The sequence below is a fragment of the Myroides sp. LJL119 genome (genome assembly GCF_054871605.1).
The window spans coordinates 575,794-602,703 of the sequence record NZ_JBTXLO010000001.1; the positions used below are offsets into that span (position 1 = coordinate 575,794).

25 protein-coding genes and 1 tRNA gene are annotated in these 26,910 nt (G+C 31.1%); 14 read left to right on the forward strand and 12 right to left on the reverse strand.

The features are described from left to right. Window positions 1-6 precede the first annotated feature (6 nt). The 3 genes from ybeY to ACYSNV_RS02570 all read right to left on the reverse strand — a co-directional run bounded on the left by ybeY (window position 7) and on the right by ACYSNV_RS02570 (window position 1,848). Window positions 7-426 (reverse strand): rRNA maturation RNase YbeY, encoded by a 420-nt coding sequence (ybeY, locus tag ACYSNV_RS02560; protein WP_461760992.1) that lies wholly within the window; start codon window positions 424-426, stop codon window positions 7-9. A 201-nt stretch (window positions 427-627) separates the two neighbouring features. Further along, a complete protein-coding gene (locus ACYSNV_RS02565) occupies window positions 628-1,374 on the reverse strand; it encodes a hypothetical protein (protein ID WP_461760993.1) in 747 nt (248 codons plus the stop codon). 243 nt (window positions 1,375-1,617) lie between these two features. Next, complete coding sequence (locus ACYSNV_RS02570; protein WP_461761072.1) at window positions 1,618-1,848, reverse strand: transposase; 231 nt, start codon at window positions 1,846-1,848, stop codon at window positions 1,618-1,620. 2,143 nt (window positions 1,849-3,991) lie between these two features. On the opposite strand from ACYSNV_RS02570, the gene gltX reads away from it, so the two are divergent. The 3 genes from gltX to ACYSNV_RS02585 all read left to right on the forward strand — a co-directional run bounded on the left by gltX (window position 3,992) and on the right by ACYSNV_RS02585 (window position 7,275). Further along, complete coding sequence (gene gltX, locus ACYSNV_RS02575) at window positions 3,992-5,509, forward strand: glutamate--tRNA ligase (RefSeq protein ID WP_461760994.1); 1,518 nt, start codon at window positions 3,992-3,994, stop codon at window positions 5,507-5,509. A 145-nt stretch (window positions 5,510-5,654) separates the two neighbouring features. Then, window positions 5,655-6,188, forward strand: coding sequence for a hypothetical protein (locus ACYSNV_RS02580; RefSeq protein ID WP_461760995.1), 534 nt, complete (start codon window positions 5,655-5,657; stop codon window positions 6,186-6,188). 112 nt (window positions 6,189-6,300) lie between these two features. After that, the gene (locus ACYSNV_RS02585) at window positions 6,301-7,275 is read left to right on the forward strand and encodes an SPFH domain-containing protein (RefSeq protein ID WP_461760996.1); all 975 of its coding nucleotides are present in this window, start codon (window positions 6,301-6,303) and stop codon (window positions 7,273-7,275) included. Window positions 7,276-7,360: 85 nt separating this feature from the next. Here ACYSNV_RS02585 and ACYSNV_RS02590 read toward each other — a convergent pair whose 3' ends face one another. The 4 genes from ACYSNV_RS02590 to ACYSNV_RS02605 form a co-directional block, all read right to left on the reverse strand. Beyond that, window positions 7,361-7,612, reverse strand: coding sequence for a DUF6327 family protein (locus ACYSNV_RS02590; RefSeq protein ID WP_461760997.1), 252 nt, complete (start codon window positions 7,610-7,612; stop codon window positions 7,361-7,363). A gap of 12 nt (window positions 7,613-7,624) precedes the next feature. Continuing rightward, on the reverse strand, window positions 7,625-7,975 hold the full coding sequence (locus ACYSNV_RS02595; RefSeq protein ID WP_461760998.1) for a hypothetical protein: 351 nt from the start codon (window positions 7,973-7,975) through the stop codon (window positions 7,625-7,627). Window positions 7,976-7,989: 14 nt separating this feature from the next. Beyond that, complete coding sequence (locus ACYSNV_RS02600) at window positions 7,990-8,331, reverse strand: YtxH domain-containing protein (RefSeq protein ID WP_461760999.1); 342 nt, start codon at window positions 8,329-8,331, stop codon at window positions 7,990-7,992. A gap of 111 nt (window positions 8,332-8,442) precedes the next feature. After that, window positions 8,443-10,125: a glutamine--tRNA ligase/YqeY domain fusion protein gene (locus ACYSNV_RS02605; RefSeq protein WP_461761000.1), complete on the reverse strand. Its 1,683-nt coding sequence runs from the start codon at window positions 10,123-10,125 to the stop codon at window positions 8,443-8,445. 129 nt (window positions 10,126-10,254) lie between these two features. On the opposite strand from ACYSNV_RS02605, the gene folB reads away from it, so the two are divergent. Both folB and ACYSNV_RS02615 read left to right on the forward strand, forming a co-directional pair. Next, window positions 10,255-10,611: a dihydroneopterin aldolase gene (gene folB / locus ACYSNV_RS02610; protein ID WP_461761001.1), complete on the forward strand. Its 357-nt coding sequence runs from the start codon at window positions 10,255-10,257 to the stop codon at window positions 10,609-10,611. 86 nt (window positions 10,612-10,697) lie between these two features. Further along, window positions 10,698-10,768 (forward strand) — tRNA-Cys (locus tag ACYSNV_RS02615). Window positions 10,769-10,980: 212 nt separating this feature from the next. Here the strand turns inward: ACYSNV_RS02615 and ACYSNV_RS02620 are convergent. The 3 genes from ACYSNV_RS02620 to rnr form a co-directional block, all read right to left on the reverse strand. Further along, window positions 10,981-11,658 (reverse strand): LysE family translocator, encoded by a 678-nt coding sequence (locus ACYSNV_RS02620; protein WP_461761002.1) that lies wholly within the window; start codon window positions 11,656-11,658, stop codon window positions 10,981-10,983. 92 nt (window positions 11,659-11,750) lie between these two features. Then, window positions 11,751-12,428, reverse strand: a complete 678-nt coding sequence (locus ACYSNV_RS02625) for a GIN domain-containing protein (protein WP_461761003.1) — start codon at window positions 12,426-12,428, stop codon at window positions 11,751-11,753. 4 nt (window positions 12,429-12,432) lie between these two features. Next, window positions 12,433-14,607: a ribonuclease R gene (rnr, locus tag ACYSNV_RS02630; protein WP_461761004.1), complete on the reverse strand. Its 2,175-nt coding sequence runs from the start codon at window positions 14,605-14,607 to the stop codon at window positions 12,433-12,435. 351 nt (window positions 14,608-14,958) lie between these two features. Between rnr and ACYSNV_RS02635 the strand changes: the two genes are divergently transcribed. The 3 genes from ACYSNV_RS02635 to rpiB all read left to right on the forward strand — a co-directional run bounded on the left by ACYSNV_RS02635 (window position 14,959) and on the right by rpiB (window position 18,211). Continuing rightward, window positions 14,959-15,855: a 3-hydroxyacyl-CoA dehydrogenase gene (locus ACYSNV_RS02635; protein ID WP_461761005.1), complete on the forward strand. Its 897-nt coding sequence runs from the start codon at window positions 14,959-14,961 to the stop codon at window positions 15,853-15,855. A 260-nt stretch (window positions 15,856-16,115) separates the two neighbouring features. Beyond that, the gene (locus tag ACYSNV_RS02640) at window positions 16,116-17,729 is read left to right on the forward strand and encodes an AMP-binding protein (protein ID WP_461761006.1); all 1,614 of its coding nucleotides are present in this window, start codon (window positions 16,116-16,118) and stop codon (window positions 17,727-17,729) included. 50 nt (window positions 17,730-17,779) lie between these two features. Continuing rightward, a complete protein-coding gene (gene rpiB / locus ACYSNV_RS02645; RefSeq protein WP_461761007.1) occupies window positions 17,780-18,211 on the forward strand; it encodes a ribose 5-phosphate isomerase B in 432 nt (143 codons plus the stop codon). Between the two features lie 63 nt (window positions 18,212-18,274). On the opposite strand, the gene ACYSNV_RS02650 is transcribed toward rpiB, so the two are convergent. After that, window positions 18,275-18,538: a DUF1294 domain-containing protein gene (locus ACYSNV_RS02650; protein WP_461761008.1), complete on the reverse strand. Its 264-nt coding sequence runs from the start codon at window positions 18,536-18,538 to the stop codon at window positions 18,275-18,277. 55 nt (window positions 18,539-18,593) lie between these two features. On the opposite strand from ACYSNV_RS02650, the gene ACYSNV_RS02655 reads away from it, so the two are divergent. After that, a complete protein-coding gene (locus tag ACYSNV_RS02655) occupies window positions 18,594-20,720 on the forward strand; it encodes a Tex family protein (protein WP_461761009.1) in 2,127 nt (708 codons plus the stop codon). Between the two features lie 127 nt (window positions 20,721-20,847). Here ACYSNV_RS02655 and ACYSNV_RS02660 read toward each other — a convergent pair whose 3' ends face one another. Further along, window positions 20,848-21,063: a twin-arginine translocase TatA/TatE family subunit gene (locus ACYSNV_RS02660; RefSeq protein WP_461761010.1), complete on the reverse strand. Its 216-nt coding sequence runs from the start codon at window positions 21,061-21,063 to the stop codon at window positions 20,848-20,850. Between the two features lie 193 nt (window positions 21,064-21,256). Between ACYSNV_RS02660 and ACYSNV_RS02665 the strand changes: the two genes are divergently transcribed. The 5 genes from ACYSNV_RS02665 to rfbD all read left to right on the forward strand — a co-directional run bounded on the left by ACYSNV_RS02665 (window position 21,257) and on the right by rfbD (window position 26,891). After that, window positions 21,257-22,144, forward strand: a complete 888-nt coding sequence (locus ACYSNV_RS02665) for a murein hydrolase activator EnvC family protein (RefSeq protein ID WP_461761011.1) — start codon at window positions 21,257-21,259, stop codon at window positions 22,142-22,144. Between the two features lie 5 nt (window positions 22,145-22,149). Next, a complete protein-coding gene (locus ACYSNV_RS02670; protein WP_461761012.1) occupies window positions 22,150-23,637 on the forward strand; it encodes a GH3 auxin-responsive promoter family protein in 1,488 nt (495 codons plus the stop codon). An 11-nt stretch (window positions 23,638-23,648) separates the two neighbouring features. After that, window positions 23,649-25,334, forward strand: a complete 1,686-nt coding sequence (locus ACYSNV_RS02675; RefSeq protein WP_461761013.1) for a DUF6909 family protein — start codon at window positions 23,649-23,651, stop codon at window positions 25,332-25,334. 217 nt (window positions 25,335-25,551) lie between these two features. Next, window positions 25,552-26,100, forward strand: a complete 549-nt coding sequence (gene rfbC / locus ACYSNV_RS02680) for a dTDP-4-dehydrorhamnose 3,5-epimerase (RefSeq protein WP_461761014.1) — start codon at window positions 25,552-25,554, stop codon at window positions 26,098-26,100. Beyond that, window positions 26,097-26,891 (forward strand): dTDP-4-dehydrorhamnose reductase, encoded by a 795-nt coding sequence (gene rfbD, locus ACYSNV_RS02685; RefSeq protein WP_461761015.1) that lies wholly within the window; start codon window positions 26,097-26,099, stop codon window positions 26,889-26,891. The genes rfbC and rfbD overlap by 4 nt, the downstream gene beginning before the upstream one ends. Window positions 26,892-26,910 lie beyond the last annotated feature (19 nt).

Below are 26,910 nucleotides of genomic sequence, written 5' to 3' on the forward strand. Positions count from 1 at the left end.
GAAATCTTACTGTTCCACGTGGAACAATTCCATTTTCTCTTCTTCTTTTCTACGCATGATTAATTCTTCTTCGGCGCTTTTATCACCATACCCACAGTAATGTAAAATACCATGAGCCATCACACGTAATAACTCCTTTTCAAATTCCACCTCAAATTCTTTTGCATTTTCAGCAACACGTTCAACTGATAAAAAAATATCACCCGAGATAATATTACCTTCAGTATAATCAAAACTAATAATATCCGTCAAAGTATCGTGGTCCAAATATTGAACATTGATTCGATGTAAATAATCATCCTTACAAAAAATATAATTAATATTTCCTACTTTGAATCCTTCGGAAGAAATAATATTAGCTATCCATTTTGTAAATTTATTTTCATCAATTAACTGGAAATCAGAAGTATAGTTAAAAAAAATCATGTGTAATTTTTGATTTTAAATCTTATTTCGGCAAAGGTACAATGAAAATTAAAAATGAGGAGAAAAAACTACGTAAAAAAGGAATTCTTTAACATAAAACAATATATATCAAATAGATAAATAAAAAATAAGACATAATACTACGATACAAAATAATTATAAACCTTACATACTTTCTGATATCATGTTAATAAATGAATTTTAATTAGCAGAAGTGAAAATTGAATCTAATTTTTCATAATTAAGTCTATCAATTTTAATAATTTTCTCATCCTTTTTAAATATTGAATATGGGTATCCATATTCCGTGTTATAAATATCTTTAAAAACAGAATTTATAATTTCTTTCTCTAAATTAATTATGATCCAATTATCATTTAAAAAACCAAAATTCTTAAATAAATTAGTTTTCTTATAATTGTCTACAAATTCTAAATTATCAACAAAAGCTATAAACTTAAAATTATTTTGAGAAAATTTTTCACTTAAATCGTTTAAATTAGCATACTCTTCTAAACAATATCCACACTTTAAAGATGAAAATAAGATTAAGCCATCTAAACTTAGTATCTCATTTATTTCATACTTTTTACCATTAATGTCTGTGAATTTAGCAGAAATTCTTGTTTCATTATTTTCACTATCAATTAAAAAAATAGGTTTAGTAATGTCTACACCTTGCATTGCCATTATATATACTATAGCTTTTTCATACTCTTCTTTATTTTCCTTATAAGCTACTCTTAATAAGTTATTATCCCATGAGGAAAGAATTCCATTTCTTTCGAAAATCATTGATTTTTTAAATAAATTTATATCCTCTTCGGGTAAATTTTTTACTAAAGGAACAATTTTATTTATGTAATTTACTTTAATATCTTGAGTATTCGATGTATTACAAGAAATATATAAAAACATAAAAATTAAAAATAACCAGTACTTCTTCATTATAATAATTTTTGTTAATAAAATTCTAATTTAAGAATATTTTTTAATATATAACTATAATAAAGCTTTACTGTAAGCTAGCTCATGGTTTAGGTTGGTTTTATAGGTAAGCTAGATTTAATCGGCTCACCCAGTGCTTTTTAAAAGCTGGCAAATTCTCACTTTTAGGGAGGCTTACAGACCTATTTACTGTATGGGTGGTATATACAATAATAGCTTTAGATCTTATAATCTATTTGGAGATTATAAGCGAACTGTTTCAGGGATAAGTACTTTTAATAAATCGGTATCGGGCAATCTTAGTTTTCTAAAATCAGTAATTGTATTAGGATTAATAACATCATTGCCACGAGCCATATCGAAGAAGTATTTACAAGCCATGTTAAAACAAGAACATTCTACTACAGCCGCATCACAGATTTCGTAAATGTTTTTTAAAAGTAGGTATTTATATAGCTTAATTATTAGACTCAGCTGTTTGTTTGTTGGTTAAACAGTAATTATTTGTTAGCTGATTAAGAAAAAACGAAAAGTCTACTAAATAATAGTAATCTTACGCCAGGATATGATCCTAGAATACTTAAATCATATAAACTACCGTAAGGTTTTAAAGACAAAGCTTTCTGAGATGGTAATATAAAAAAACAGGTTAATACAAACAGAAAGAGGTAAGCTACAAAAACAATTGCTATTAATAGCTTACCTTTTTGTTTTAAGTCTCAACAGGGAAAATGGCTTTTTCAAAATTCTAAAAAATAACAAGGAGAATTTCTTAAAATGAGTGCCTGTAATTTTAATAAAAAGTTACAGGTACAAATCAAAAAAAAATATGCGAAAAATAACAAGGAGAATTTCTTAAAATGAGCGCCTGTAATTTCAATAAAAAGTTACAGGTACAAATCAAAAAAAAATATGCGAAAAATAACAAGGAGAATTTCTTAAAATGAGCGCCTGTAATTTTAATAAAAAGTTATAGGTACAAATCAAAAAAAAATACGCCAAAAATAACAAGGAGAATTTACTAAAATAAGCGCTTGTAATTTTCTTAAAAAGTTACAGTTACAAATCAAAAAAAAATACGCCAAAAATAACAAGGAGTTTTACGTAAACTAAGCACTTGTAATTTTCCTAAAAAGTTAGAGATACATATCAAAAAAAATTACGCCAAAGATAACAAGGAAAATTTACCAAAATAAGCTCTTGTAATTTTCTTAAAAAGTCAAAGTTACAAATCAAAAAAAAATACGCCAAAAATAACAAGGAGTTTTACGTAAACTAAGCACTTGTAATTTTCCTAAAAAGTTAGAGATACATATCAAAGAAAAATAAGCGCCTGTAATTTTCTTAAAAAGTCAAAGTTACATAACAAAAAAAAATACGCCAAAGATAACAAGGAAAATTTACCAAAATAAGCTCTTGTAATTTTCTTAAAAAGTCAAAGTTACAAATCAAAAAAAAATACGCCAAAAATAACAAGGAGTTTTACGTAAACTAAGCACTTGTAATTTTCCTAAAAAGTTAGAGATACATATCAAAGAAAAATAAGCGCCTGTAATTATCTTAAAAAGTCAAAGTTACATAACAAAAAAAAATACGCGAAAAATAACAAGGAGATTTACGTAAAATAAGCGCCTGTAATTATCTTAAAAAGTAAGAAGTACATATCAAAAAAAAATACGCTAAAGATAACAAGGAGATTTTCCCAAGATAAATGCTTGTAAATACTTTCTCAAAAATGAAAAAGGCCCACTCTCAAAAAAAAAAAAAACATTTCTTCCAAGATTTTTTTTCTAGAGAAAAATAAAAGTTTTTAACCTTATCAACATCCTTTAATATTAAATATAAAAGATTTTTAAAATTTAAATTTTTTATAGTCTATTATAAGCCTGTTGATAAGTGGGATAAGTTTTTTTTATAAATTTGGAGAATTCAATTATCAAAACTTATTAACAGCTTATTAAATCATAAAATATTTTAAATGTGGATCTTAGCAATGTTATCAACAGGGGCTTTTTTGGTTATCAACAGTAAATTTTAGATAAGTTAGGTGTTATTTTTATGTTAATAACTGGACATTAGGCTATGGATATGTATGTAATATATTTTTAAAAATAAAGTTGCAAATATCATTTGATATGCTGTATTGCAATTATTTAATTAAAAACAAAAAATAGTTATTGATTTTATTCCATACTTATTAACAAAGTTGTCATTTTTATAGTTGCTTGAAAAACAAACCTTTAAAGCAATTGTAGAGAATAGAATGTTAATAAGATATAAGACACTTATAATCAATCTAATAAGCGAAATCAACTAAAATGACTTAAAAGTTAAAAAGTAAAAAGAAAATGATTTAAAACAAGTTTTTCTAACTTCACACATAACCCTTGAGAATCCTATATTTCAATTTATTTAAATAAAAATTTATTATTTAAAACTGTTTAAATAGATTCGTAAAGGGAGTTTTTGTACTATTTTTTTTGGATATTTTAAACAGAACTATTTTGATGTTTAATAGGTAAGTTTTGGAGTAAATTTATACTAGGAATAATATTTAATTCTACAAAAGTCTGCTAAAGAATTAGTTTGTATATTATCTTTGTAAAAAATTAAAAAAATGACTAATCAAGTTCGTGTGCGATTTGCACCTAGTCCTACCGGACCTTTACATATTGGAGGAGTTAGGACAGCGTTGTTTAATTATTTATTTGCAAAGCAAAATAATGGTGTTTTTTATGTAAGAATTGAGGATACCGATCAGAATCGTTTTGTTCCTGGAGCCGAGCAATATATCATGGAAGCTTTACAATGGCTAGGAATTTCGCCTGATGAAACAATTGGTAAAAATGAAAAATTTGGCCCCTATAGACAAAGTGAGCGTAAGGAGTTATATGCAAATTATGCAAAGCAACTTGTTGATAGTGGATGGGCTTATTATGCTTTTGATACAGCTGAGGATTTAGAATTATTACGTTCACAGGCCGAAAAATCAGGAAGTACATTTATATACAATCATGCTATACGTGAGAAATTGAAGACTTCTTTAATGATGGATAGCAATAAGGTTAATGATTTAATAGATAGTGGTGTACCGTATGTTATTAGATTTAAAACACCTGTAGATCAAGTACTGGTGTTAAATGATATGATAAGAGGTGAAGTTAGGTTTGACACTAACTTACTGGATGATAAAGTTTTATATAAAAGCGATGGTATGCCAACTTACCATTTAGCAAATATTGTAGACGATCATTTAATGCAAACTTCTCATGTAATTAGAGGTGAAGAGTGGCTTCCATCAATGCCTTTGCATGAATTATTGTATAAAGCATTTGGTTGGGAAGCTCCGAAGTTCGCTCATCTGCCATTGATTTTAAAGCCTATAGGTAATGGAAAATTATCTAAACGTGATGGTGATAAATTAGGATTTCCTGTTTTTCCATTGACTTGGAAAGATCCAAATTCTAATGAGATTTCTTGGGGTTATAAAGAGAAAGGTTTTTATCCCGAGACAGTAATTAATTTTCTGGCTCTATTGGGGTGGAATGATGGTACAGAACAAGAAATTTTTAGTCTACAAGAACTGATTCAAAAATTTGATTTAACTCGAGTACATAAATCGGGAGCTAAATTTGATCCCGAAAAGAATAAGTGGTTTAATCAACATTATTTGAAAGTTAAACCTGATGCTGAATTAGCTAGTGAATTCCAAATTATTTTAAAACAAAAAGGGATTGAAGTAACGCAAGAATTTGTTGAGAAAGTGGTAAGTTTAATAAAAGAACGCGCTACTTTTGTAAATGATTTTTACGATTTATCTGATTTCTTTTTTGTAGCTCCGGATAGTTTCGATTCAAAATCTTTGAAAAATTGGAAGCAAGAAACTCCCGAAATTTTGACTCAAATTAGTACTATAATTAATAGTATTGATGATAATTTTACAGCTAATAACATTGAGCAAATTGTAAAGAAATGGATTAGCGATCAAGGTATTGGTATGGGCAAAGTAATGCAGCCATTAAGAATATCATTAGTGGGTGAATTAAAAGGGCCCGATTTATTTGATATTATAGAATTAATTGGAAAGCAAGAAACCATAAATAGAATTCAGTTTGCTATACAAAACATAAAATAGATTACTCAAAAAATGTATTAATGTAAAAAAGTCGAAGAGTACCTCTTCGACTTTTTTACATTAAATATATACTATTTTAATACATTTAGTTTTAAAAAAATTTAATATTAATTAAAAAATTATTAAATTTAACTAAAAAACCACTATGAAAATATATAGTTTTTTAGTTAGTTGCACTAGGATTTTGTTATGCTTTACCTTATTGATACTGTTTTCATGTACTCATAATGATAATACCATTGGAGATCGTGCTGCTCAAAGCTGGGAGAACTTTGTTCAGAAGGATTTAATTGGAACTTGGAACCCTTCGGTAATAGAAATAAAGCCTTTAATAGGTAAACCACTATTTACAATGAATTATCCAGTTATACAAGATTGCTCTATTGATCAGGTAACACTCAATAGAGACTATAGTGGTAATTTTACACATTTTTTGAAGGGATGTACTACCGAGCAAATCGATTTTACTTGGAGTCATGTTATTATGCGTTTACGTTTTTCTTTACCTGATGGGACTGTTATAACTCCTTTATTATTAAAAAAGAGCTCCAATCAGTTAGAATTGGCTGTACCAGTAAAAACGGTTATGCCTTATATAAAGGATTTATATCCCGAGATTGATCAATTGGAACAGGATCTATTAGATTTATTGGTTGTTAGTCTAGTTTTAGTAAAATAGATATTCTGCTATCCCATATTTATATAAAAATGCTAATTTATATAAGATTTTTATTATTTATACATAAGGAATAAGGGATATTTTTGTATATTTAGGTACAAATATATAGATTATGATTTCTACAGGTTTTATTGTGTTTATTGTTATAGTTCTAATTTTTTTAGGGCTTTTTACTGTAAAACAGCAATCAGCTGTTATTATTGAGAGGTTTGGAAAATTCAATAGTATTCGACATTCTGGGTTACAATTAAAAATACCAGTTGTTGATCGAATTGCTGGAGTTCTAAATCTGCGCATTCAGCAACTAGATGTTTTAATTGAGACTAAAACTAAAGATAACGTTTTTGTTAAATTGAAAGTTTCTGTTCAATTTAAGGTTATCTCCGAAAAAGTTTACGAAGCCTTTTATAAATTGGAATACCCTCATGATCAAATTACTTCTTATGTTTTTGATGTTGTGAGAGCAGAAGTACCTAAGTTAATTTTGGATGATGTTTTCGAGCGTAAAGATGATATCGCGATCGCTGTAAAAGGCGAATTAAATGAGGCAATGACTACTTATGGTTATGATATTATTAATACGTTAATAACGGATATAGATCCAGATATTCAAGTGAAAAATGCTATGAATCGTATTAATGCTGCCGATCGTGAGAAAGTGGCTGCTGAATATGAAGCTGAAGCTAGTCGTATTCGTATTGTTGCCAAGGCCAAGGCCGAAGCTGAATCTAAGCGACTTCAAGGTCAAGGTATCGCCGATCAAAGAAGAGAGATTGCCAATGGACTTGTTGAGAGCGTGGATACGTTAAATAAAGTGGGAATTAATTCACAAGAAGCTTCCGCTTTAATTGTAGTAACTCAGCATTATGATACATTACAAAGCGTTGGATCTGATACGCGTTCAAATTTGATTTTACTACCCAATGCACCTAATGTAGCATCTGATATGTTAACCAATATGGTAGCTTCTTTTGCTGCGGGTAATAAAATTAGTGAACAGCAAGATTTATATGTTGAACAACAACGTAATTATAAGGCTAATCAGGACATTAAATCTGAGTTAATAGAGGAAGATGACGATTTATAATAAATACGTCTTATTTGGCTTTAAAATACTAAAAAAGGCCTATCTCATTTGAGATAGGCCTTTTTTATTTTAAACATACATCTATTTAAGCTCCTTTGCGTCGGTTAAAAATTTTTTTCAATATCGCTGTAATTAAAAAAGCTTGGATATTTCCTGAGCTTTTTACATAAGTAACCATTGATCCTAATGTACTTCTAAGTAAATGATCAGGGGTTAGCTCTTGTTTTAGTACATCAACCGATCTAAATATTTTTTGATAATGTAAATCCCTTTTAGTCCTTAGAATATTTAGGTCATTGTTAATTTGATCTATTGAGGTATAAGTCTTTCTTATCATGGTTAAATCTTTTTAATCTTGTAGAATTATCTCGGAAAGTTTCTTTAATAATGGCTTTTCTACTAGTTGCTTTCTTAACAGATACACTATAATTGTGAAAACAATATATACACCTCCTACAATTAAAAAGCCAAATGGCTTATAATCTAGACTTTCTCCAATAGCAAAAGCGGCAAAAAGGGACAAAAATAGCATTGCCATCATTAAAAATAGGCTAAGAAGAATGACAGTCATAAAGATACTACTTGCCTTTACACTGACTTTAAACCCCCATAAACGATAATAGTTTAAACTGGATGTTATAAATTCTTCCGAATTAGTTTTAATATCACCTAGTTCATCTTTAATTTCTTTAAATGCCATTTTTTGCTTTAGATTTATTTCTTAACGTGTTGTGCAACTTGATGCGTTTCTTTTTTAAGTTCGGCTAATTTTTTCTCTAAAGCAGCAATTACCTCATCTCTTTTTTTACCTGTACTTGAAACTAAATCGTCAAAATTATCTTCGAAATCATGTTTTTTTCTTTCAATAACACTTTTAACTTGTTTTTTTAACTCATCAATTTTGTCTTCAAATTCTTCTTTAGATGAATCAAAAGATCTTTGTATTTTCTTTCTAGTTTTTCTTCCCTCCTCTGGAGCAAATAAAACTCCTAAACCTGCTCCGACTACAGCTCCTGCAATCACAGCAATTAATGTACTTCCTAAACGATCTGACATAACAATAGTTTTTTAAATTAATTACCTAAAGTTATGAAAAAACAAACGCCTTAACTGTTAAAAAAAAGTTAAAGCGTTGTTTTATATGAATATTTTAAGGAGATAAAAATCTTATTTTGAATCTACTTTAGCCCAAGTATCTCTTAACCCTACGGTTTTATTGAAAACTAGATTTTTTGGTGTACTATCTTTGTCTACACAAAAATATCCCAACCTTTGAAATTGGAATTTATCTCCGGCTTTTGCAACTTCAAGACTTGGCTCTACGTAACCAGTAACAACCTCTAAAGAATTAGGATTAATAAATTCTAAGAAATCTACATCTTTGTTTGCATCTGGGTTTTCTTCGGTAAATAATCGATCATAAATTCTTACCTCTGTTTTAATTGCATGATTGATAGATACCCAGTGTATTGTTCCTTTTACTTTGCGTTTACTTTCTTCAGTACCACTACCACTTTTGCTTAATGGATCATAAGTTACATGTACTTCAATTATGTTTCCATTTTCATCTTTAACTACACTCTCCCCTTTGATTATGTAGGCATTTTTAAGGCGAACTTCTTTTCCTAAAGTTAAGCGGAAGAATTTACTATTTGCTTCTTCTTTAAAATCTTCTCTTTCTATATATAACTCTTTAGAGAAAGGAACTTGACGATATGTCATATGTTCTTCCTCCGGATTATTTTCCGCTTCTAACCATTCTGTTTCACCCTCAGGATAGTTTGTAATAACTAATTTAACAGGATCTAAAACGGCCATTACACGTGGAGCTTTTTTATTGAGATCTTCTCTTACACAAAACTCAAGAAGTGAAACATCAATTAAGTTATCTCGTTTTGCAATACCAATAGTATCGGCATAATTTCTAATGGATTCAGGGGTATATCCTCTTCTTCGTAAGCCAGATATTGTTGACATTCTTGGGTCATCCCAACCCGATACAAATCCTTCATTTACCAAACGAGCTAATTTTCTTTTACTAACTACTGTATGAGATAAATTACGACGTGCAAATTCTCTTTGTTTTGGTCTAATTCGTGAAGAATCTACTATTTGATCTAAAAACCAATCATATAGTTCACGGTGTGGAAGGAATTCTAAGGTACAAAACGAATGTGAGATACTCTCTAAATAATCGCTTTCACCATGTGCCCAATCATACATTGGATAAATACACCATGTGTCTCCTGTACGATGGTGTGGTTTTTTCATGATTCGATACATAATAGGATCTCTCATTAACATATTGGTATGAGACATGTCTATTTTAGCACGTAAAATGTGAGTTCCTTCGTCAAATTCTCCATCTTTCATTCTTTGAAATAAATCTAGATTCTCTTGTACTGAACGATCTCTATGTGGACTATTTACTCCTGGTGTTGTCGGTGTTCCTTTTTGTTGAGCCATCACTTCTGAAGATTGACTATCTACATAAGCTTTGCCTTGTTTTATCATTTCTACTGCCCAATCATATAACTGTTGGAAATAGTCAGATGCATATACCTCATTAGCCCATTTGTAACCTAGCCACTCTACATCATATTTGATTGCGTCAACAAATTCCTGTTCTTCCTTCGAAGGATTTGTATCATCAAAACGCAAGTTTACTGGCGCGTTGTATTTTAATCCTAACCCAAAGTTTAAACAAATAGAACTCGCGTGACCTAAATGTAAATAACCATTAGGCTCTGGAGGAAAACGGAAATGAAGTTTTTCAGTTGGCATACCATTTTTGATATCATCTTCAATGATTTGCTCAATAAAGTTTAATGATTTCTCTTTTGTTGACATGGATATAATTTATAATATACACAAAGGTATCAAAAATCTATTCAATTCTTAATAATTAAATATTTTTGATTTCCATTAGGCTAAAAAAATGTTGTAGTTTTATAGCCTTTAAATTAAAGTTATTATAAAATGGGAATAATTCGATTAAATAATATTCGCGTTTTTTCTTTTCATGGTTGTATGGAAGAGGAAGCTAAAATAGGTTCAGATTACCGCGTTGATCTTCAAGCAAAAGGAAACTTTAGAAACGCTGCAGCTTCAGACGATCTTAACGATGCTATTGATTATGTTCATTTGAATCAAATTGTTAAAGAGGAGATGGCTATACGAGCAAAGTTACTTGAGAACGTTTGTCAACGTATAATCAATAGAGTTTTGTTAGAAATACCTATGGTAGAACAAATAAACGTTGCAGTTTCAAAAATAAATCCTCCTGTGGGTGGAGATGTAGAATCGGTAACAGTTGAGATGCAAGAGATTAGATAAAATAAATAAAATATTGTTTTTTTTTTGTGTGAAAATTTTTGAACATTAAAAAAAAATGCTAAGTTTGCATTCCAATTCGGAGATAAGGCATCGTGTCCGAGTGGCTAGGAAGCGGTCTGCAAAACCGTCTACAGCGGTTCGAATCCGCTCGATGCCTCAAAAAAAACGCTTTAGTATATACTAAAGCGTTTTTTATTTATAGAGATATTGTATTTCTTATTTTTCAGTAAGAATAATGATTACTGACAGCACAATTTTCATGATGGCCAAAATTGTGTAATCCCCTACCCTTTTCTTTTAGCTAATTATTTATAAAGATATTACAAGGCAGTTTTTTATTACTTGTAAAATAAATATCCACACACGGGGCTATTTGTTATTTTTTAGTATAGGTAAATTTATATTGGACTTTGTATTAATAGGAACAAAACCTTTGGTTATAATTACAAGTCCAAATATAATTAATAGAATACTACTAATTTTTTTGATCCTTAAAATGTTATAAGGAGTTAGTTTTCTTCTTAATTGTTTTGCAAGTGCAATTTTAAAAATATCAGTAATAAAGTATGCCATTATGGTAAAACCAAAAAAAGTAAACATTCGATTGGTATCCATTTCCATTTTTGGCCCTAAGGTTATTATTATAGCTAGCCAAAAACCTAGTACTCCTACATTTATGAAATTCAATAAAAAACCCTTTGCAAATAGGTTTAGATAATCTCTGCGTAAATTTGGAGGAGTAATTAAAAGTGTGTCTAATTGAACTTTTTTAAGCCTGACATAAGAGATAATACCATAGGTGAGCATAATAAAACCACCGAAGATAAATAAAGCCGGATCATCTTTAATTGTATGAATAAGACGAAAACTGCTGAAAAAAGCAATTGCAAAGAAAATGGTATCTGCTAAAATAACACCTAAATCGAAGGTAAGAGCTGCCTTAAACCCTCTGGTTATACTAGTTTCAATAAGAATAAAAAAAACAGGCCCTATCATGAAGCTTAAAAAAAAGCCCAGGGAAATACCTGTAATTAAGTCGTCTAACATTGGATTGAATTAAAAATGCCAATTCGCATAAAATTGGCATTTGTATTTTTTTTGCAAGTTACATTTTTTTTATTTCAATTGTAAAAAAAAGCTTATTTAACTTTTTTAATAACTCCGCCTGCAACATTTTTTTGATTAATTACCTTTGGATCACCGTAAATATAAATGTTACCTCCTGCCCTAGTTTTAGCATCTACTAATTCACTTGCATTTACACTAGCTATACCACCTGCATTAACTGTAACTGTTGTTTGACTGGTAACTAAGTTTTTATTTTGTACTTCAGCTCCAGAGTTCGATACAATATCTTGAACAGTAGCTGATCCTGTTAATTTAACCACAGCTCCAGCTCCAGAGTTAATATTTACACGTTGGGTTTGAATATCTAATGAAATTAATCCACCAGTTTTAGCCTGTAAATCTAATGCAGTTGCAGTTAAAGGCTGTTTTGACTTAACCACAGCTCCTTCAGCAGCCAAAATATGATCCACTCCATGATGATAAAGGGTAATCTTTATTTGATCACCTTGGTAGCTATTTGCTAGATTCATCTTAATTTTTACATGTCCATTTTTATTAATAACATTAACCTGGTCTGCTTTATTACCTGATATTACAATGGTATTTGAAGGATCGTCTGATTCCTCCAATGTAAGAATTATTTGATCATATACACTTACTCTATTAAAAGTACCTACATCTTTAGTATTTTGAGCAAAACCAAGGCTGGTGAGCAACACTGTTAATGCAATAAGAAAATTTCTTGTCATAGTTTTAAAGTTTTTTTATTAAATTAAAGTCAAGTTGTTTTTTAACTAAATCCGCATTTTTTACGTTTACTATTACTTGGTCTCCAAGCTGTAATTGATTTTGTGTGGATTGACCAACTAGCGCATATTGTTTCTCATCAAATACGTAATAATCATCCTTAATCTCTCTAATTCGCACCATTCCTTCACATTTATTCTCTTGAATTTCTACAAATATACCCCATTCGGTAACTCCTGAAATAACTCCAACGAACTCCTTATCCTGTTGATCTTGCATGTATTTTACTTGCATGTACTTGATACTATCTCTTTCGGCTGAGGCAGCTATATTTTCCATCTGTGAACAGTGTGAACATTTTTGCTCAAATTCTTCTTGATTAACAGAATTTCCATTATCTAAGTAAAATTGCAATAATCGGTGAGCCATTACATCAGGATATCTTCGAATAGGCGAGGTAAAATGAGAATAATAATCAAAGGCCAACCCATAATGACCAATGTTATCTGTCGAATAGCTTGCTTTACTCATACTTCGGATAGCTAAAGTATCTACAAGGTTTTGTTCTCTTTTACCATTTACATCTTTTAAGAGCTTATTTAAAGAGCTTGAAATAGAGTTTTTGGATTTTAGATTTATACTATATCCGAATTTTGAAATTACATTTTGAAGGGCAAATAATTTGTCTTGATCTGGCTCATCGTGAACGCGGTAAATAAATGTCTTTTTTTGTTTACCGATAAATTCAGAGACTTTTCTATTGGCTAAAAGCATAAACTCCTCAATTAAGTGATTTGCTTGCTTTGCTTCCTTAAAATACACTCCCGTAGGAACGTTGTTGCTATCTAAGTTAAATTTAACTTCTATTTTGTCAAAAGATATAGCTCCATTTTCCATTCGCTTAACACGAAGTTTATTGGCCAAAGAGTTCATAGTTAAAACTGCATCAGCAATAGGTTTTGCAACCTGAGTCTGTTGTCCATTAATTGAGATCTCAGCTGGTATTAAGTTATCATTTGTATCAATAATATACTGGGCTTCTTCATAAGCCATACGGTAATCAGAATGGGTTACTGTTCTTCCAAACCATTTATTTACGATTTGTGCATTTTTATCTAATTCAAAAACGGCAGAAAATGTAAATTTATCTTCATTTGGACGTAGAGAACAAGCAAAGTTGGACAATACCTCTGGTAACATAGGTATTGTTCGGTCTACTAAATAAATAGAGGTCGCACGTTGATAAGCTTCTTGGTCTAAAACAGTCCCCTCTTGTAAATAATGAGAAACATCTGCAATATGAATTCCAACTTGATAGTTACCATTTTCTAGTTCTTCAAAAGATAATGCATCATCAAAATCCTTAGCATCTCTAGGGTCAATGGTAAATGTTAGTGTATCTCGCATATCTTTTCTTTTGGCAATCTCTTGTTCACTAATACTAGTATCAATTTGATTTGCAAATTGCTCAACTTCATCTGGAAATGCAGATGGTAGGCCATATTCAGCTAAAATAGCATGAATCTCAGTGTTATGCTCTCCTTGTTTTCCTAAAACTTGTATAACTCGACCAAAAGGACTATCTGCTTTCTCTGGCCAATCCTCTAACTCTACTAGAACAACATCTTTATTTTGGGCTTCTCCCATTTTATCTTTACGAATAAAGATATCGGTATACATTTTTGGACTAGCAGTTGATACAAAAGCAAAATTGGGTTGAATATCAATAACTCCAACAAATTGCGTTTTCTTTCTTTCAATAATTTCTACTACTTCTGCTTCGGGTTTTTTTCCTCTTCGTTTGTTGTAAACATACACTTTTACAAAATCTCCATCTAGAGCATGATTTAAATTATTTGTCGGAATAAATACATCTTCTTCTAATTCTTCACTTACAAAATAACCTGTCTTTCGCGAGGTCATATCAATATAGCCTTCATAGTAATTAGATTGGCCTACAAATTTGTATTTACCAGTTTCAGTTTCTTCTATTTTTGCTTTGGAATGTAGGTATTTAAGTTCTCGAATTATTTGATTTCGTCCGTTAGTGTCTGTAATTTCAAGCTTTGCTGCTATTTGTTTGTAGTTTAAGCTTTTATTAGAACTTTTAGAAAGGACCTTTAAAATCTTTCCTGAAAAATCTGTTGCTTTTTTCTTTTTATATTTAATGCTTTTTGCCATTTTTTCTAATATTTTTTCATTTTCAGCGATTTAGCTAAAAATTTTAGTTTAAATGTACGAAATACGACGGACTTGAGATACATTATGTGTATAAATTATAAGAATATTAAGTTTTTATTATTGATTTAAGTCTATTTTACAACTTATAAATTAAGTTTATAATAGGAGATATTATTAGATATATTAAATAGGGTGAGATTTTAATTATGTAAAAATTAACATTTTTTATTTATTTTTATATAACTTTAAAATCTACATTCTTGCCTAAAGCATAGCCTTTTTAATAGTTGTGTTTTATTTAAAGAAAGTCAGAAGTCTTAGGGTATTTTTTTAATTGTTAAAAATAGAATTATGGAAATTAGAAATGTTACTATAGCTGGAAGTGGTGTACTTGGATATCAAATTGCTTTTCAATGTGCTTTTAAAGGGTTTAGAGTTAGTGTTTATGATATAAATGAGCAAATTATAGACAAGGCTAAAGATAAGTTTGATTCTTTGGCTAAGTCCTATAAAAAGGATTTACAAGCAAGTGATTCTCAAATTCAACAGACTAAAAATAATTTATCTTACTTTACCGATTTAGCTCTTGCTGTACAGGATGCTGATTTACTAATAGAGGCTGTTCCTGAAGATCCTAAAATTAAATTTTCATTCTACAAGCAACTAGCGCCCTTGGCTCCCGAAAAAACAATCTTTGCTACTAACTCCTCTACTCTATTACCAAGTGATTTTGCACATGCAACTAAAAGACCTGATCGTTTTTTGGCTTTACACTTTGCTAATGATATTAGGATTCATAATATCGCTGAGATTATGGGTAGTTTACAAACCAAAAAGGAAGTTTTTGATCAAGTAGTAGAATTTGCGAAAGCCATCGGAATGGTTCCATTGCCCCTATATAAGGAACAACCCGGTTATATTTTGAATTCTTTATTAGTTCCTTTTTTAGAGGCCGCTACTTCTTTAGTGGTAAATGATATTGCAGATGCCAAGACAATAGATAAGACTTGGATGATAAGCACAGGTTCTCCATTAGGACCATTTGGAATTTTGGACATTGTGGGTATTACTACAGTTTATAATATTAATAAATTAAAAGCTGATTCAACAAAATCCGCATTAGCTTTAAAAACAATTGAATATTTAAAACGTGAATTTTTAGATAAAAATAGATTAGGAGTTAGTACCGGTCAAGGATTTTATAACTATCCCAATCCAGAGTATCAAGATAAAGATTTTTTAAAATAGTTATTAAATTTTAGGTTTTTACCAAAAAAGAAAAACTCTAGGCTTATATATTATCGATTATTTAAAGCTCTTTTTTCAATGACAAGTTTTGTCATAAATTACTATAAATATAACAGACAAGTATTTTTATTTTTGCAATTAAAGTAAATCAAATAAACACGATTGTTATGATTGAATAATAGTGGTAAACAAATTAATAAATTTATGAGGTAGTATATTAATTTTTGTAAATTGGCCTTGCCAACAATAAATAATTAAATATGGAAAACATTTCTTATGTGCATGGTGCATCTCAAACACCATTGTTAGGAGAAACAATTGGTCAAAACTTAAAGAGAATTGCTCAAAAATACCCAAAAAATGAAGCGTTAGTTAGTGTGTTTCAAAACTATAGAGCAACTTATGAGGAATTTTACCAACAAACAACAATTCTTGCTAAGGCACTTTTAGCACATAAAGTTCAAAAAGGAGATCGCGTTGGGATATGGGCTCCGAACTGCTACCAATGGGTATTGTTACAATATGCTACGGCCCGAATTGGTGCAATTTTAGTAAATGTTAACCCTGCTTATCGTGCACATGAGTTAGAATTTGCAATTAATCAATCTGGAATATCTGTTTTGGTCTCTTCTGAAAGTTTCAAGAAAAGCAACTATAGGGAGATTATTTCAATGGTTCAAGAAGATTGTCCAAGTTTACGAGAGGTAATTTTTTTAGGTACGCAATGGGATAATTTTTTACTTGATTCTTCCAAAATAACACAAAAAGATCTAGATCAAATAGAGGAAACAGTACAGTTTGGTGAGCCTGTAAATATTCAGTACACATCAGGAACTACTGGTTTTCCAAAAGGCGTTACTTTAACTCATCATAATATATTAAACAATGGTTACTTTATTGGAAGGCGATTAAAATATACGCATAGAGATAGAGTCTGTATTCCAGTACCTTTTTACCATTGTTTTGGAATGGTTATTGGAAATTTATGTTGTACATCTCATGGAGCAACTATTGTGATTCCAAATGATGGATTTGATCCAGCATTAACTCTTGAATGTGTTGAAAAGGAAAAATGCACTTCTTTATACGGTGTACCAACAATGTTTATTACAGAATTACAATTGCCTAACTTTAAAGATTACGATCTTTCTTCTTTGCGCACAGGAGTAATGGCGGGGTCATTATGTCCAGAGGCTGTTATGCGCCGTGTAAAAAAGGAAATGAATATGGAAGAAATAACCATTTGTTATGGTATGACTGAAACCTCTCCGGTTTCAACCCAAAGCCATATTGGTATAGATATCGTTAAACAAACCTCAACAGTTGGAACAGTACAAGATCATATTGAAATTAAGATTATAGATCCACAAACAGGTGTAATAGTTCCTAGAGGACAAAATGGAGAGTTGTGTACAAGAGGATATTCAGTGATGTTAAAATATTGGAATAACCCCGAGATGACTAATGAAGTTTTGGACCAAAACAGGTGGATGCACTCTGGAGATTTAGCCTCTATGGATCAAGATGGATATATTAGTATAACTGGACGAATAAAAGATTTAATTATCCGAGGAGGTGAGAATATTTCTCCTAAATGGATTGAAGATTTTTTATATACACATCCTAGCATAGCTGATGTTCAGGTAATAGGAGTTCCTTGTAAAAAATTTGGAGAAGAGATTATGGCCTGGGTAATCTTAAAGAACGGTTCGCAAGAAACAAGTGAGAGCTTAAAGGCATATTGTGATCAAAAAATTGCGCATTTTAGAATTCCAAAGTATTGGAAGTTTGTAACGGAGTTTCCCATGACTATTTCAGGAAAAGTAAGGAAAATTGAGATGCGAGAGATTGCAAGTAAAGAATTAGGCCTTTAAAAAGAAAATTGTTTTAAATTTGTAGTCAGTAATAACAACACAACACATTCATGAGAATAGCAATTGGAAATGACCATGCAGGTCCAGATTACAAAAAGGCAATTGTAGTTTTTTTGGAGTCTTTAGGACACCAAGTAATTAATTACGGAACAGATGATTTGGAATCTGTGGATTATCCTGATTTTGCCCATAAAGTAGCTTTAGATATACAAAATGATCAGGTAGATTTTGGTATTGTAATTTGTGGAAGTGGCAATGGAATTGCTATGACGGCAAATAAGCATCAAAAGGTACGTTGCGCTTTATGTTGGACAAAGGAAATTGCCGAATTAGCAAGGCTGCACAACAATGCTAATGTAATTAGTATTCCAGCCAGGTTTACTTCTATAGAACAAGCTGTAGGCATGGTAGAAACCTTTTTAAGTACACCATTTCAAGGAGGAAGACATGCCTTGAGAGTTGATAAAATCAGCTTTTGTTAAAAATAAAAATTATCCTTTAGTTTGAAATTGCCCTAGAAATATCTGAATTTTTGGGGCAATTTTTTATCTTTTGAAAACAGAAAAAAATACAATCAACTGCAAGATTGCTATAGCATAAAATTTATATAAAAAACTTTTTTTTGAAGTTTTATGGCGTAATTTTTTCATAGCCAGTAATCCACCTAGACTACCACCAAAAAAACACAAGGTCAGCAAGTTCTTTTCTTGTACTCTTCTGCCATTTTTTTTTGCCTGTTCTTTATCATGTGCAAATATAGTAAAGGCTAAGTAATTGATTATAAATAGATAAATTAATATAAACTTCATTTGCTTAATAATTCATGTAAAGGTAGTATTTTAGCTATACTAAAAATAATTTATTATGACGGTAATTGAATTTATTCAACAAACTGTTTCTGCTTCTAAATCGAGCATAGAAAATACCCTTTCACTTTTTGATGAATCTTGTACTATACCTTTTATTGCTAGATACAGAAAAGATAAGACAGGTAATTTAGATGAAGTAGCAATTGAGCAAATAGCAAAATTCAGGGATTTATATCTACAGATTGTCAAACGAAAACAAACCATATTAGCATCTTTAGAACAACAAGATAGCATTAATACACTAGTTATAGAAAAAATAGCTGCCAGCTTTGATTTGGTGGAAATCGAGGATTTATATCTACCTTTTAAAAAAACGAGAAAGACAAAAGCTGACCTTGCCATAGAAAGAGGCTTAGAGCCGTTAGCAAAAATAATTTTATCACAGAACTGTAATGATGTACAACAGGTGGCTAAAAATTATGTTAAAGGTAGCCTTGAAAATGCGCAACAAGCTATAGATGGAGCCTGTGATATTATTGCTCAGTGGGTTAATGAAAATACTTTTATTCGAAAAGTATTGCGCTCTAAATTTGATCAACATGCCATTGTAGAAACCAAGGTAATTAAAGGTCAACAAGATTTAGAAAATTCAAAGAAATATCAGCAGTATTTTCAGTGGGAGGAAGCCTTGCATAAAATGCCCTCTCATCGTCTACTTGCTATATTAAGAGCTGAGAAGGAGGGGGTTTTACGTGTGGGTGTAAGTATAGATAAGCATCAAGCATTGGAGTTTATATTCAAAACAATTATAAAACAAGCAAATAGCAGCACAACTAATATTATTCAAAAGGCGATAAAAGATAGTTATAAACGTTTATTGGAGCCTACGTTAAGTAATGAAACTTTAGTTCAAGCAAAATTAAAAGCAGATTTAAATTCTATTGGTGTTTTTGCAAATAACCTTTCTCAGCTTCTTTTGCAAGCACCTCTTGGAGAAAAACGAATTTTAGCTATAGATCCTGGCTTTAAAACTGGTTGTAAAGTAGTATGCTTAGATAAGCAAGGTAATTTGTTATACAACGAAACTATTTACCCTCATGCACCACAAAAAGAAGTTTCCATGGCAATGAAGAAAATTCGATCTATGGTTAATTCCTACGACATACAAGCCATCGCTATTGGTAATGGCACAGCATCTAGAGAGACCGAGTTTTTTATAAAAAAAATAGCCTTTGATAGACCTGTTCAGGTATTTATAGTTAATGAAGCAGGGGCTTCTGTTTATTCAGCTTCCAGGATTGCTCGCGAGGAGTTTGCAAATTATGACGTGACAGTTCGTGGTGCTGTCTCAATAGGAAGAAGATTAAGTGATCCATTAGCAGAACTTGTGAAAATTGATCCAAAGAGTATTGGAGTAGGACAGTACCAACATGATGTGGATCAAAACCTTTTAAAACAAGAATTAGATACTGTGGTAATTCGTTGTGTAAACTCGGTAGGAGTGAATTTAAATACGGCAAGTAAATCCCTACTAAGTTATGTCTCTGGTATAGGAGATAAACTTGCAGAGAATATAGTATCTTATAGACAAGAAAATGGGAGTTTTACCTCTAGAGAACAGCTAAAATTAGTACCTCGTTTTGGACCCAAGGCCTTTGAGCAGGCAGCAGCCTTTGTTAGAATTAAAGATTCTGTAAATCCATTGGATAATTCAGCCGTTCATCCCGAATCCTATTGGATAGTAGAGAAAATGGCTAAGAATCTGACAGTTCCATTGCAAGAGTTAATATCTAATAAGGATTTAATTGACTCTATTAAATTGCACGATTATATCGATAATAAAGTAGGTATTCATACTTTAACAGACATAATTAAAGAGTTAGATAAGCCCGGTTTGGACCCTCGAAAGTCTGCAAAAATATTCGAATTTGAGCCCTCTGTTAAGCAAATAGGCGATTTAAAACTAGGTCAGATTTTACCAGGTATTGTAAACAATATTACAAACTTTGGTTGTTTTGTAGATATAGGTATTAAAGAAAGTGGGTTGGTACATATTTCGCAACTTGCTAATGAATTTGTAAGTGATGTAAATCAAATTGTAAAATTACATCAACACGTTAAGGTAAAAGTTTTAGAAGTCGATTTAGGCAAAAAACGTATTCAATTATCTATGATTTTATAGGATATAATTTATATTATTTTTTTGGTTTCGAATTTATTGAAACCAAAAAAAATAATATAAAAAAAGCGCCAAAGTAACTTTACTATAGCGCGTGAGTATTGTCTTTTAAAAAAGTAATTATTGGAAATTACTCTGATTTATTTGTATTGTTTTGGGCGTTTTCTTTAGAAGCACTGTTTTGTGTATCTTCTTTTGTAGCATCCTTAAATTCCTTTATTCCACTACCTAACCCCCTCATTAATTCTGGAATTTTTTTACCTCCAAATAATAAAAGAACAATTGCTATGACAAGTACAATTTGCCAAGGTCCTACTACTCCTAAAAAAATGTGTAATGAGTTCATATTTAATCTCTTTGAAACATTATGTGTTCACAAATATAGCAAGAAAAATGGAAAACAGTTGTCAATATGGGGAATTATTGCTTTTTTAAGAAAACTTTCGCACTCCGGTGTTGGAATAGATTAAATATTAACTAGGTTACGTATCTACAGTAAAGGCGATAATTATTATATTTGTTTAATAAAAAAGTAAGGAATGTCAAATAAAGTATCAAACTCAAAGAAGTGGAAAACCAAGCTTTTAGATAAGTATCGCGTCGTAATTGTTAATGATCGGACTTTTGAGGATGTAAAAACATTTAAATTAAATGTTCTAAATGTTTGGATGGCCATTACCACTTTAATTTTTCTTTTGATTTTCTCTACTGTTCTATTGTTAGTTCTTACTCCTATAAAGGAGTATATACCAGGGTATTCATCATCTGATTTAAAACAGCAAAGTATAGAGTTAACATTAAAGGTAGATTCCTTAGAGGCAGAATCTAAAAGAAATGTAGCTTATATAAATGCTATAAAAAGAGTTTTGCAAGGGGATATTCCCATCACAGAAAATAGTATTGATTCTTTACAAATTTCTGCCAAAGCAACCGAGCAATTGAAAGATTATAAACCGAGCCAAAAGGAAACTGAACTAAGGGAGATGGTAAAAATGGAGGATAAATATAATTTATTTCCAGAGGCGAACTTAAAAGTAAGTGAAATTTTATTCTCACCAGTAGACGGTGAAGTGGTAAGAAATTTTGATCCTTCATCAGCTTATTTCGGTGTGGATTTTGCTTTAGCAGGTACTTCTCCTGTTAAGTCTATAGCAAAGGGGACCGTTTTATTTACAGATTGGAGTATTAAAGACGGATATATAGTGGTGGTATTACATCGAGAAGGTATTGTTTCGGTATATAAACACTTAACAAGTTTGATAAAAAACGAATATGATACTGTACAAAGTGGAGAAGTTCTTGGATTATTTGACACAAGTGATCAACAAACGGCCTTGAGTCCCACAACGATATTACCCAACTTTTATTTTGAACTTTGGAAAGATGGATTTCCTTTAGATCCTTCTTTATTTATAGACCTAGATTAAAAATTATGTCAATAAAATCATTTGCAGCGAAAATTTTTGCCTCTATTACAATGGCTAATAGACAAAAATGGCTTAACAAGCCTGTAGAAACACAAGAAAAAGTATTCCAATCTTTGTTAGATCAGGCAAAAAATACAGAATTTGGAAAAGATCATCAATTTAAGGATATACGTTCTCATTTAGACTACGTAAAACAAGTTCCTATTAGAGATTATGAGCAGTTAAAACCATATATGGATAGAGTAGTGGAAGGCGAGCCAAATGTACTATGGGCTGGCAAACCAATTTATTTTGCTAAGACATCTGGTACAACCTCTGGTACCAAATATATTCCTTTAACTAAGGAATCAATGCCTTATCATATAACTGCTGCTAGAAATGCTATACTATCTTATATTCACGAAACTGGTAAAGCTGACTTTGTGAACGGAAAGATGATTTTTTTACAAGGTAGTCCAGTTTTAGAATCAATCAATGGAATTCAATTAGGAAGACTATCAGGTATAGTTGCACATTACGTTCCTTCATACCTTCAAAAAAATAGACTACCTAGTTTAAAAACAAATTGTATTGAAGATTGGGAAGAAAAAGTAGACGCAATTGTACAAGAGACTCAAAAGCAAGACTTAACGGTTATTTCCGGGATTCCAAGCTGGGTACAGATGTACTTTGAACGCTTAGTAAAGGAAAATAAAAAATCAGTTGGCGAAATTTTCAAGAATTTTTCGTTATTTATTTATGGAGGTGTTAATTTTGAACCATACCGTGGAAAATTTGAACAGTTAATAGGAAGAAGAGTTCCATCTATAGAGCTTTTTCCTGCTTCTGAAGGTTTCTTTGCTTATCAAGACTCACAGAAAGAGAAAGGTTTACTTTTATTGCTTAATTCGGGAATTTTTTATGAGTTTGTAAAAACTAATGAGTTTGATTTACCAAATCCTCCTCGTTATACAATTCGCGAAGTAGAATTAGGGGTTAATTATGTAATGATTATATCGACTAACGCTGGATTGTGGGCCTATAATTTGGGAGATACTGTAGAATTTGTTAGTTTAAAGCCACATCGTGTAGTTGTAACAGGTAGAATAAAACATTTTATTTCGGCCTTTGGAGAGCACGTTATTGCAAAAGAAGTAGAAACAGCTATCCAAATTGCAATGCAAAATACAAAGGTAAAGATAAATGAGTTTACAGTAGCTCCGCAAACAAACCCAATCCAAGGTTTACCTTATCACCAGTGGTTTATAGATTTTGAACAAGAACCCGAAGATCTTGAGAAATTTGCCCTTGATATCGATTTTGCTTTACAACAGCAAAATGCTTATTACCAAGATTTGATTAAAGGAAAGGTATTACGTACCTTAGTTATTTCCCAGGTACAGAAAGATGGATTTCAAGATTATATGAAAAGTATTGGGAAGTTAGGAGGTCAAAATAAATTACCTCGCTTGAGTAACGATCGAAGTATTGCAGATCGTTTAAAAACAATTTAAAATTAGAAAATATGAAAGAGAATATCAATATAACAAGAACAAGAGCTCAGATTTCCTCAGCGGCAATCGAGCGTATGTACATAACCATGCGTCATTTGTTTAATCGAGGATTTTATAAGCCTATGGGAGTCTCCGGAGATACTTTAAGAGAAGCTTTGTTAGAGTTAAGTCCTGAGATTTATGGTAGCATTGCTGGAGAAAAGGTGGAATTAAATGGATTACTGTATGTCATTGAGCGTTTGCCAATTGGTATAGAGGAATGCCGCTATATTAATTTAACTTCTGATGAAGGATATTCCTTTTCTCATTTTAAAGCAATTGTTCCACCAAAAAGAAGGCGAAATTGTTATCGAATAGATCAAGAACAAATGAACATCGAAATCACTCGCGGACGTAGTGATATATATGATGTTTTAACACATCTTACTTTTATATTCATTGAATCTCATAAAATAAAGGATCGTGTTTTAATTAGTGAAGATGGTAATTTTACCAGGGATTGGAAAAAGATTACCCAAGCAGCCAACAGAGTAGAGCCTTTAGAACAACATGAAAAAGAAATTGCTATGTCTCATTTAGCTAACGTATTAGGGCGTTCTTTTTCAGAGGTATTAGAAATTTATGAGAAATTTGCTGTACCTGGTAATGCTGATCGTTTCTTAGATGTTATTTATTGGTTAGGGAAATTCGCTATAGAAGAAGATGTTGACAATAATAAACGTACCATTACTTTTAGTCCATTATTAAGAGAACGATTAGGGCATCATATTTATGGTGAGATGTGGTCAGATCGTATTAAAGATGTGTTATTAGAGAATAATTTACTTCAACGCCCAATTCATATTATTAGTGCCAATATGCATAGTGTGATGAACTCTATTTTCGCGCCATCGGTTGTGAAAAAGGTAAAGAGTATTAAAAATGAGTTAGAAGTATATGAGGAATTAAGTAAGAGTGAAAATTGGGAACTTCGTGATCAGGTAAGGGCGCGAGCTAAAAAAGAAGGAATGATTTTCTTGGAAGATGAAAGTGGTACTAATATAGATGTACAAATTTTCGATACTTCTAAGATTGATTTTAAGAACACTAATTTCGCGAAAACTAAGTTTGAGAAAGATTATCCGGTAATTATAGTTATGGATTATGCCTTTGGTGAACAAGCATATGAAACAATAGATGAACTCTTAAAGCCATATCATAAGAATACTCATTTAAATGTGGAATCGGTTTCAATTATGGGTAAGGCTGGTATTTTAGTGGGAGCCAAAGGTGATATTATGATACCCTTTGCTCATATTAACGAAGGTACAGGAGATAATTATCCCTTTGATAACCAATTATCGGTAGAGATGTTTAAAAATGAGGATATTCCTGTATTTGGAGGAACCATGGTTACTGTTTTAGGAACTTCTTTACAAAATAAAGATCTCTTAAAATTCTTCCATGATTCAACATGGGGAGTAATAGGTTTAGAAATGGAAGGTTCTCATTATCAGAAAGCGATTCAATCTGCATCTAAGATACGTAAGAGTATAAATCCAAATGTAAAGGTAAGATATGCATATTATGCCTCCGATAATCCATTGGAAACAGGAAGTACATTGGCCTCGGGAGGACTAGGGACAACAGGTGTTAAACCAACTTATCTGATTACTATTAAAATACTAGAGCAGATTTTCGAAGTTGAAAAAAAATAAAAGGTATTTAAGAAATAATGTAACATGCCTTAAAATATAAACCTTAAAAAAGACTCTATAAATATAGCTTTGATTGAGTTGTATTTAAAGAGTCTTTTTCTTTTTTGTTGGGGAGCTTATAAATAGAGTAAATCTCTTTTTTAATACTTTTGTTTACTCGTATGAGATAACAGTATTAATAAGGAGCATTTTGCTCGAAAATTAAAAGAATAAGAATATGAAAGTCTCAAAAAGCTTTATATCTGGCGTACTTGTTTTACAACCTACTATCTTTTATGATGATAGAGGGTATTTTACCGAATCTTATAATCAAGATACATTTGCCAAGGCAACTGGTTTAAATATTAATTTTGTGCAAGATAACCAGTCCTTTTCCACTTATGGAGTTTTAAGAGGATTGCATTTTCAAACTGGTGATTTTCAGCAAGCCAAATTAGTAAGGGTTACCCAAGGTAAGGTATTGGATATAGCAGTAGATCTACGAGGTGACTCACCTACTTATGGCAGGTATATAAAACAAGTGTTAGACGATAAGTCCCATGAACAATTATTTATTCCAAGAGGATTCGCACATGGGTTTGTAGTTTTAAGCCCTACAGCTACTTTTACTTACAAATGCGATAATTATTATAATAAGGAATCGGAAGGTGGTATTATATACAATGATAAAGACCTGCAAATAGACTGGGAAATAAACCCCAAGGATATTGTGGTGTCTGAAAAGGATTTATTATTGCCTGGATTTAAAGATACACAATCACTATGATACGAGTTTTGATAACCGGCTGTAAAGGGCAATTGGGTTTAGCAATGCAAAGTGTTAGTAAAGACTTTGTAGATTTGCAATGTGAATTTGTAGATTCGCAGACTTTGGATATCACAGATTTGCAATCCTGTAAAAACAAACTTTCAAGTCAAAGATGGGATTACTGTATTAATTTTGCTGCATATACCCAAGTTGATAAGGCTGAATTTGAAAAGGAAAAAGCTTTTTTAGTGAATGCCTCAGGAGTTAGAAATCTCGCCTTAGCCTGCAAAGAGGTACAAACAGTTCTTATACATATATCCACGGACTTTATTTTTGATGGAAACAAGTCTACTGCTTATTTAGTTAATGATACCCCTAATCCTATTAACGTGTATGGCGCTTCAAAATTAAGGGGGGAAGAGTTCATCGAAAGTATTTTAACCGATTATTATATTATTAGAACCTCATGGGTCTATAGTGAGTTTGGTAATAATTTTAAAAAAACAATGCTTAAATTAGCAAAAAGTATCCCGCAGATTAAAGTAGTTGATGATCAAATTGGAGCTCCTACTAATGCTAATGATTTATGCTTTTTTATATGTAAATTAATTCAAGCAAAACCCGAGTATGGTATCTATCATTATACTGGAAAATGGATTGGGTCTTGGTATGAGTTTGCAAAAAGAATATTCGAAGAAGCTCAAATAAAGGTGGATTTGATTCCTATCTCTACTCAAGAATTTAATAGTGTAGCAAAAAGGCCAAAATATAGTGTTTTAGAAAATTCAATAATCAAAAGCATACTATAGTACATAACCGAGCATTCTA

Bases quoted from the DNA above. Each gene is read 5' to 3' on its own strand.
- ACYSNV_RS02670 (WP_461761012.1), top strand. From the start codon at position 22,150: ATGTCAATAAAATCATTTGCAGCGAAAATTTTTGCCTCTATTACAATG.
- ACYSNV_RS02665 (WP_461761011.1), top strand. From the start codon at position 21,257: ATGTCAAATAAAGTATCAAACTCAAAGAAGTGGAAAACCAAGCTTTTA.
- ACYSNV_RS02635 (WP_461761005.1), top strand. From the start codon at position 14,959: ATGGAAATTAGAAATGTTACTATAGCTGGAAGTGGTGTACTTGGATAT.
- ACYSNV_RS02660 (WP_461761010.1), bottom strand. From the start codon at position 21,063: ATGAACTCATTACACATTTTTTTAGGAGTAGTAGGACCTTGGCAAATT.
- ACYSNV_RS02585 (WP_461760996.1), top strand. From the start codon at position 6,301: ATGATTTCTACAGGTTTTATTGTGTTTATTGTTATAGTTCTAATTTTT.
- folB (WP_461761001.1), top strand. From the start codon at position 10,255: ATGGGAATAATTCGATTAAATAATATTCGCGTTTTTTCTTTTCATGGT.
- ACYSNV_RS02565 (WP_461760993.1), bottom strand. From the start codon at position 1,374: ATGAAGAAGTACTGGTTATTTTTAATTTTTATGTTTTTATATATTTCT.
- ACYSNV_RS02600 (WP_461760999.1), bottom strand. From the start codon at position 8,331: ATGTCAGATCGTTTAGGAAGTACATTAATTGCTGTGATTGCAGGAGCT.
- rfbC (WP_461761014.1), top strand. From the start codon at position 25,552: ATGAAAGTCTCAAAAAGCTTTATATCTGGCGTACTTGTTTTACAACCT.
- rpiB (WP_461761007.1), top strand. From the start codon at position 17,780: ATGAGAATAGCAATTGGAAATGACCATGCAGGTCCAGATTACAAAAAG.
- ACYSNV_RS02655 (WP_461761009.1), top strand. From the start codon at position 18,594: ATGACGGTAATTGAATTTATTCAACAAACTGTTTCTGCTTCTAAATCG.
- ACYSNV_RS02590 (WP_461760997.1), bottom strand. From the start codon at position 7,612: ATGATAAGAAAGACTTATACCTCAATAGATCAAATTAACAATGACCTA.
- ACYSNV_RS02625 (WP_461761003.1), bottom strand. From the start codon at position 12,428: ATGACAAGAAATTTTCTTATTGCATTAACAGTGTTGCTCACCAGCCTT.
- ACYSNV_RS02640 (WP_461761006.1), top strand. From the start codon at position 16,116: ATGGAAAACATTTCTTATGTGCATGGTGCATCTCAAACACCATTGTTA.
- ybeY (WP_461760992.1), bottom strand. From the start codon at position 426: ATGATTTTTTTTAACTATACTTCTGATTTCCAGTTAATTGATGAAAAT.
- ACYSNV_RS02595 (WP_461760998.1), bottom strand. From the start codon at position 7,975: ATGGCATTTAAAGAAATTAAAGATGAACTAGGTGATATTAAAACTAAT.
- rnr (WP_461761004.1), bottom strand. From the start codon at position 14,607: ATGGCAAAAAGCATTAAATATAAAAAGAAAAAAGCAACAGATTTTTCA.
- ACYSNV_RS02605 (WP_461761000.1), bottom strand. From the start codon at position 10,125: ATGTCAACAAAAGAGAAATCATTAAACTTTATTGAGCAAATCATTGAA.
- ACYSNV_RS02580 (WP_461760995.1), top strand. From the start codon at position 5,655: ATGAAAATATATAGTTTTTTAGTTAGTTGCACTAGGATTTTGTTATGC.
- ACYSNV_RS02620 (WP_461761002.1), bottom strand. From the start codon at position 11,658: ATGTTAGACGACTTAATTACAGGTATTTCCCTGGGCTTTTTTTTAAGC.
- rfbD (WP_461761015.1), top strand. From the start codon at position 26,097: ATGATACGAGTTTTGATAACCGGCTGTAAAGGGCAATTGGGTTTAGCA.
- ACYSNV_RS02650 (WP_461761008.1), bottom strand. From the start codon at position 18,538: ATGAAGTTTATATTAATTTATCTATTTATAATCAATTACTTAGCCTTT.
- gltX (WP_461760994.1), top strand. From the start codon at position 3,992: ATGACTAATCAAGTTCGTGTGCGATTTGCACCTAGTCCTACCGGACCT.
- ACYSNV_RS02675 (WP_461761013.1), top strand. From the start codon at position 23,649: ATGAAAGAGAATATCAATATAACAAGAACAAGAGCTCAGATTTCCTCA.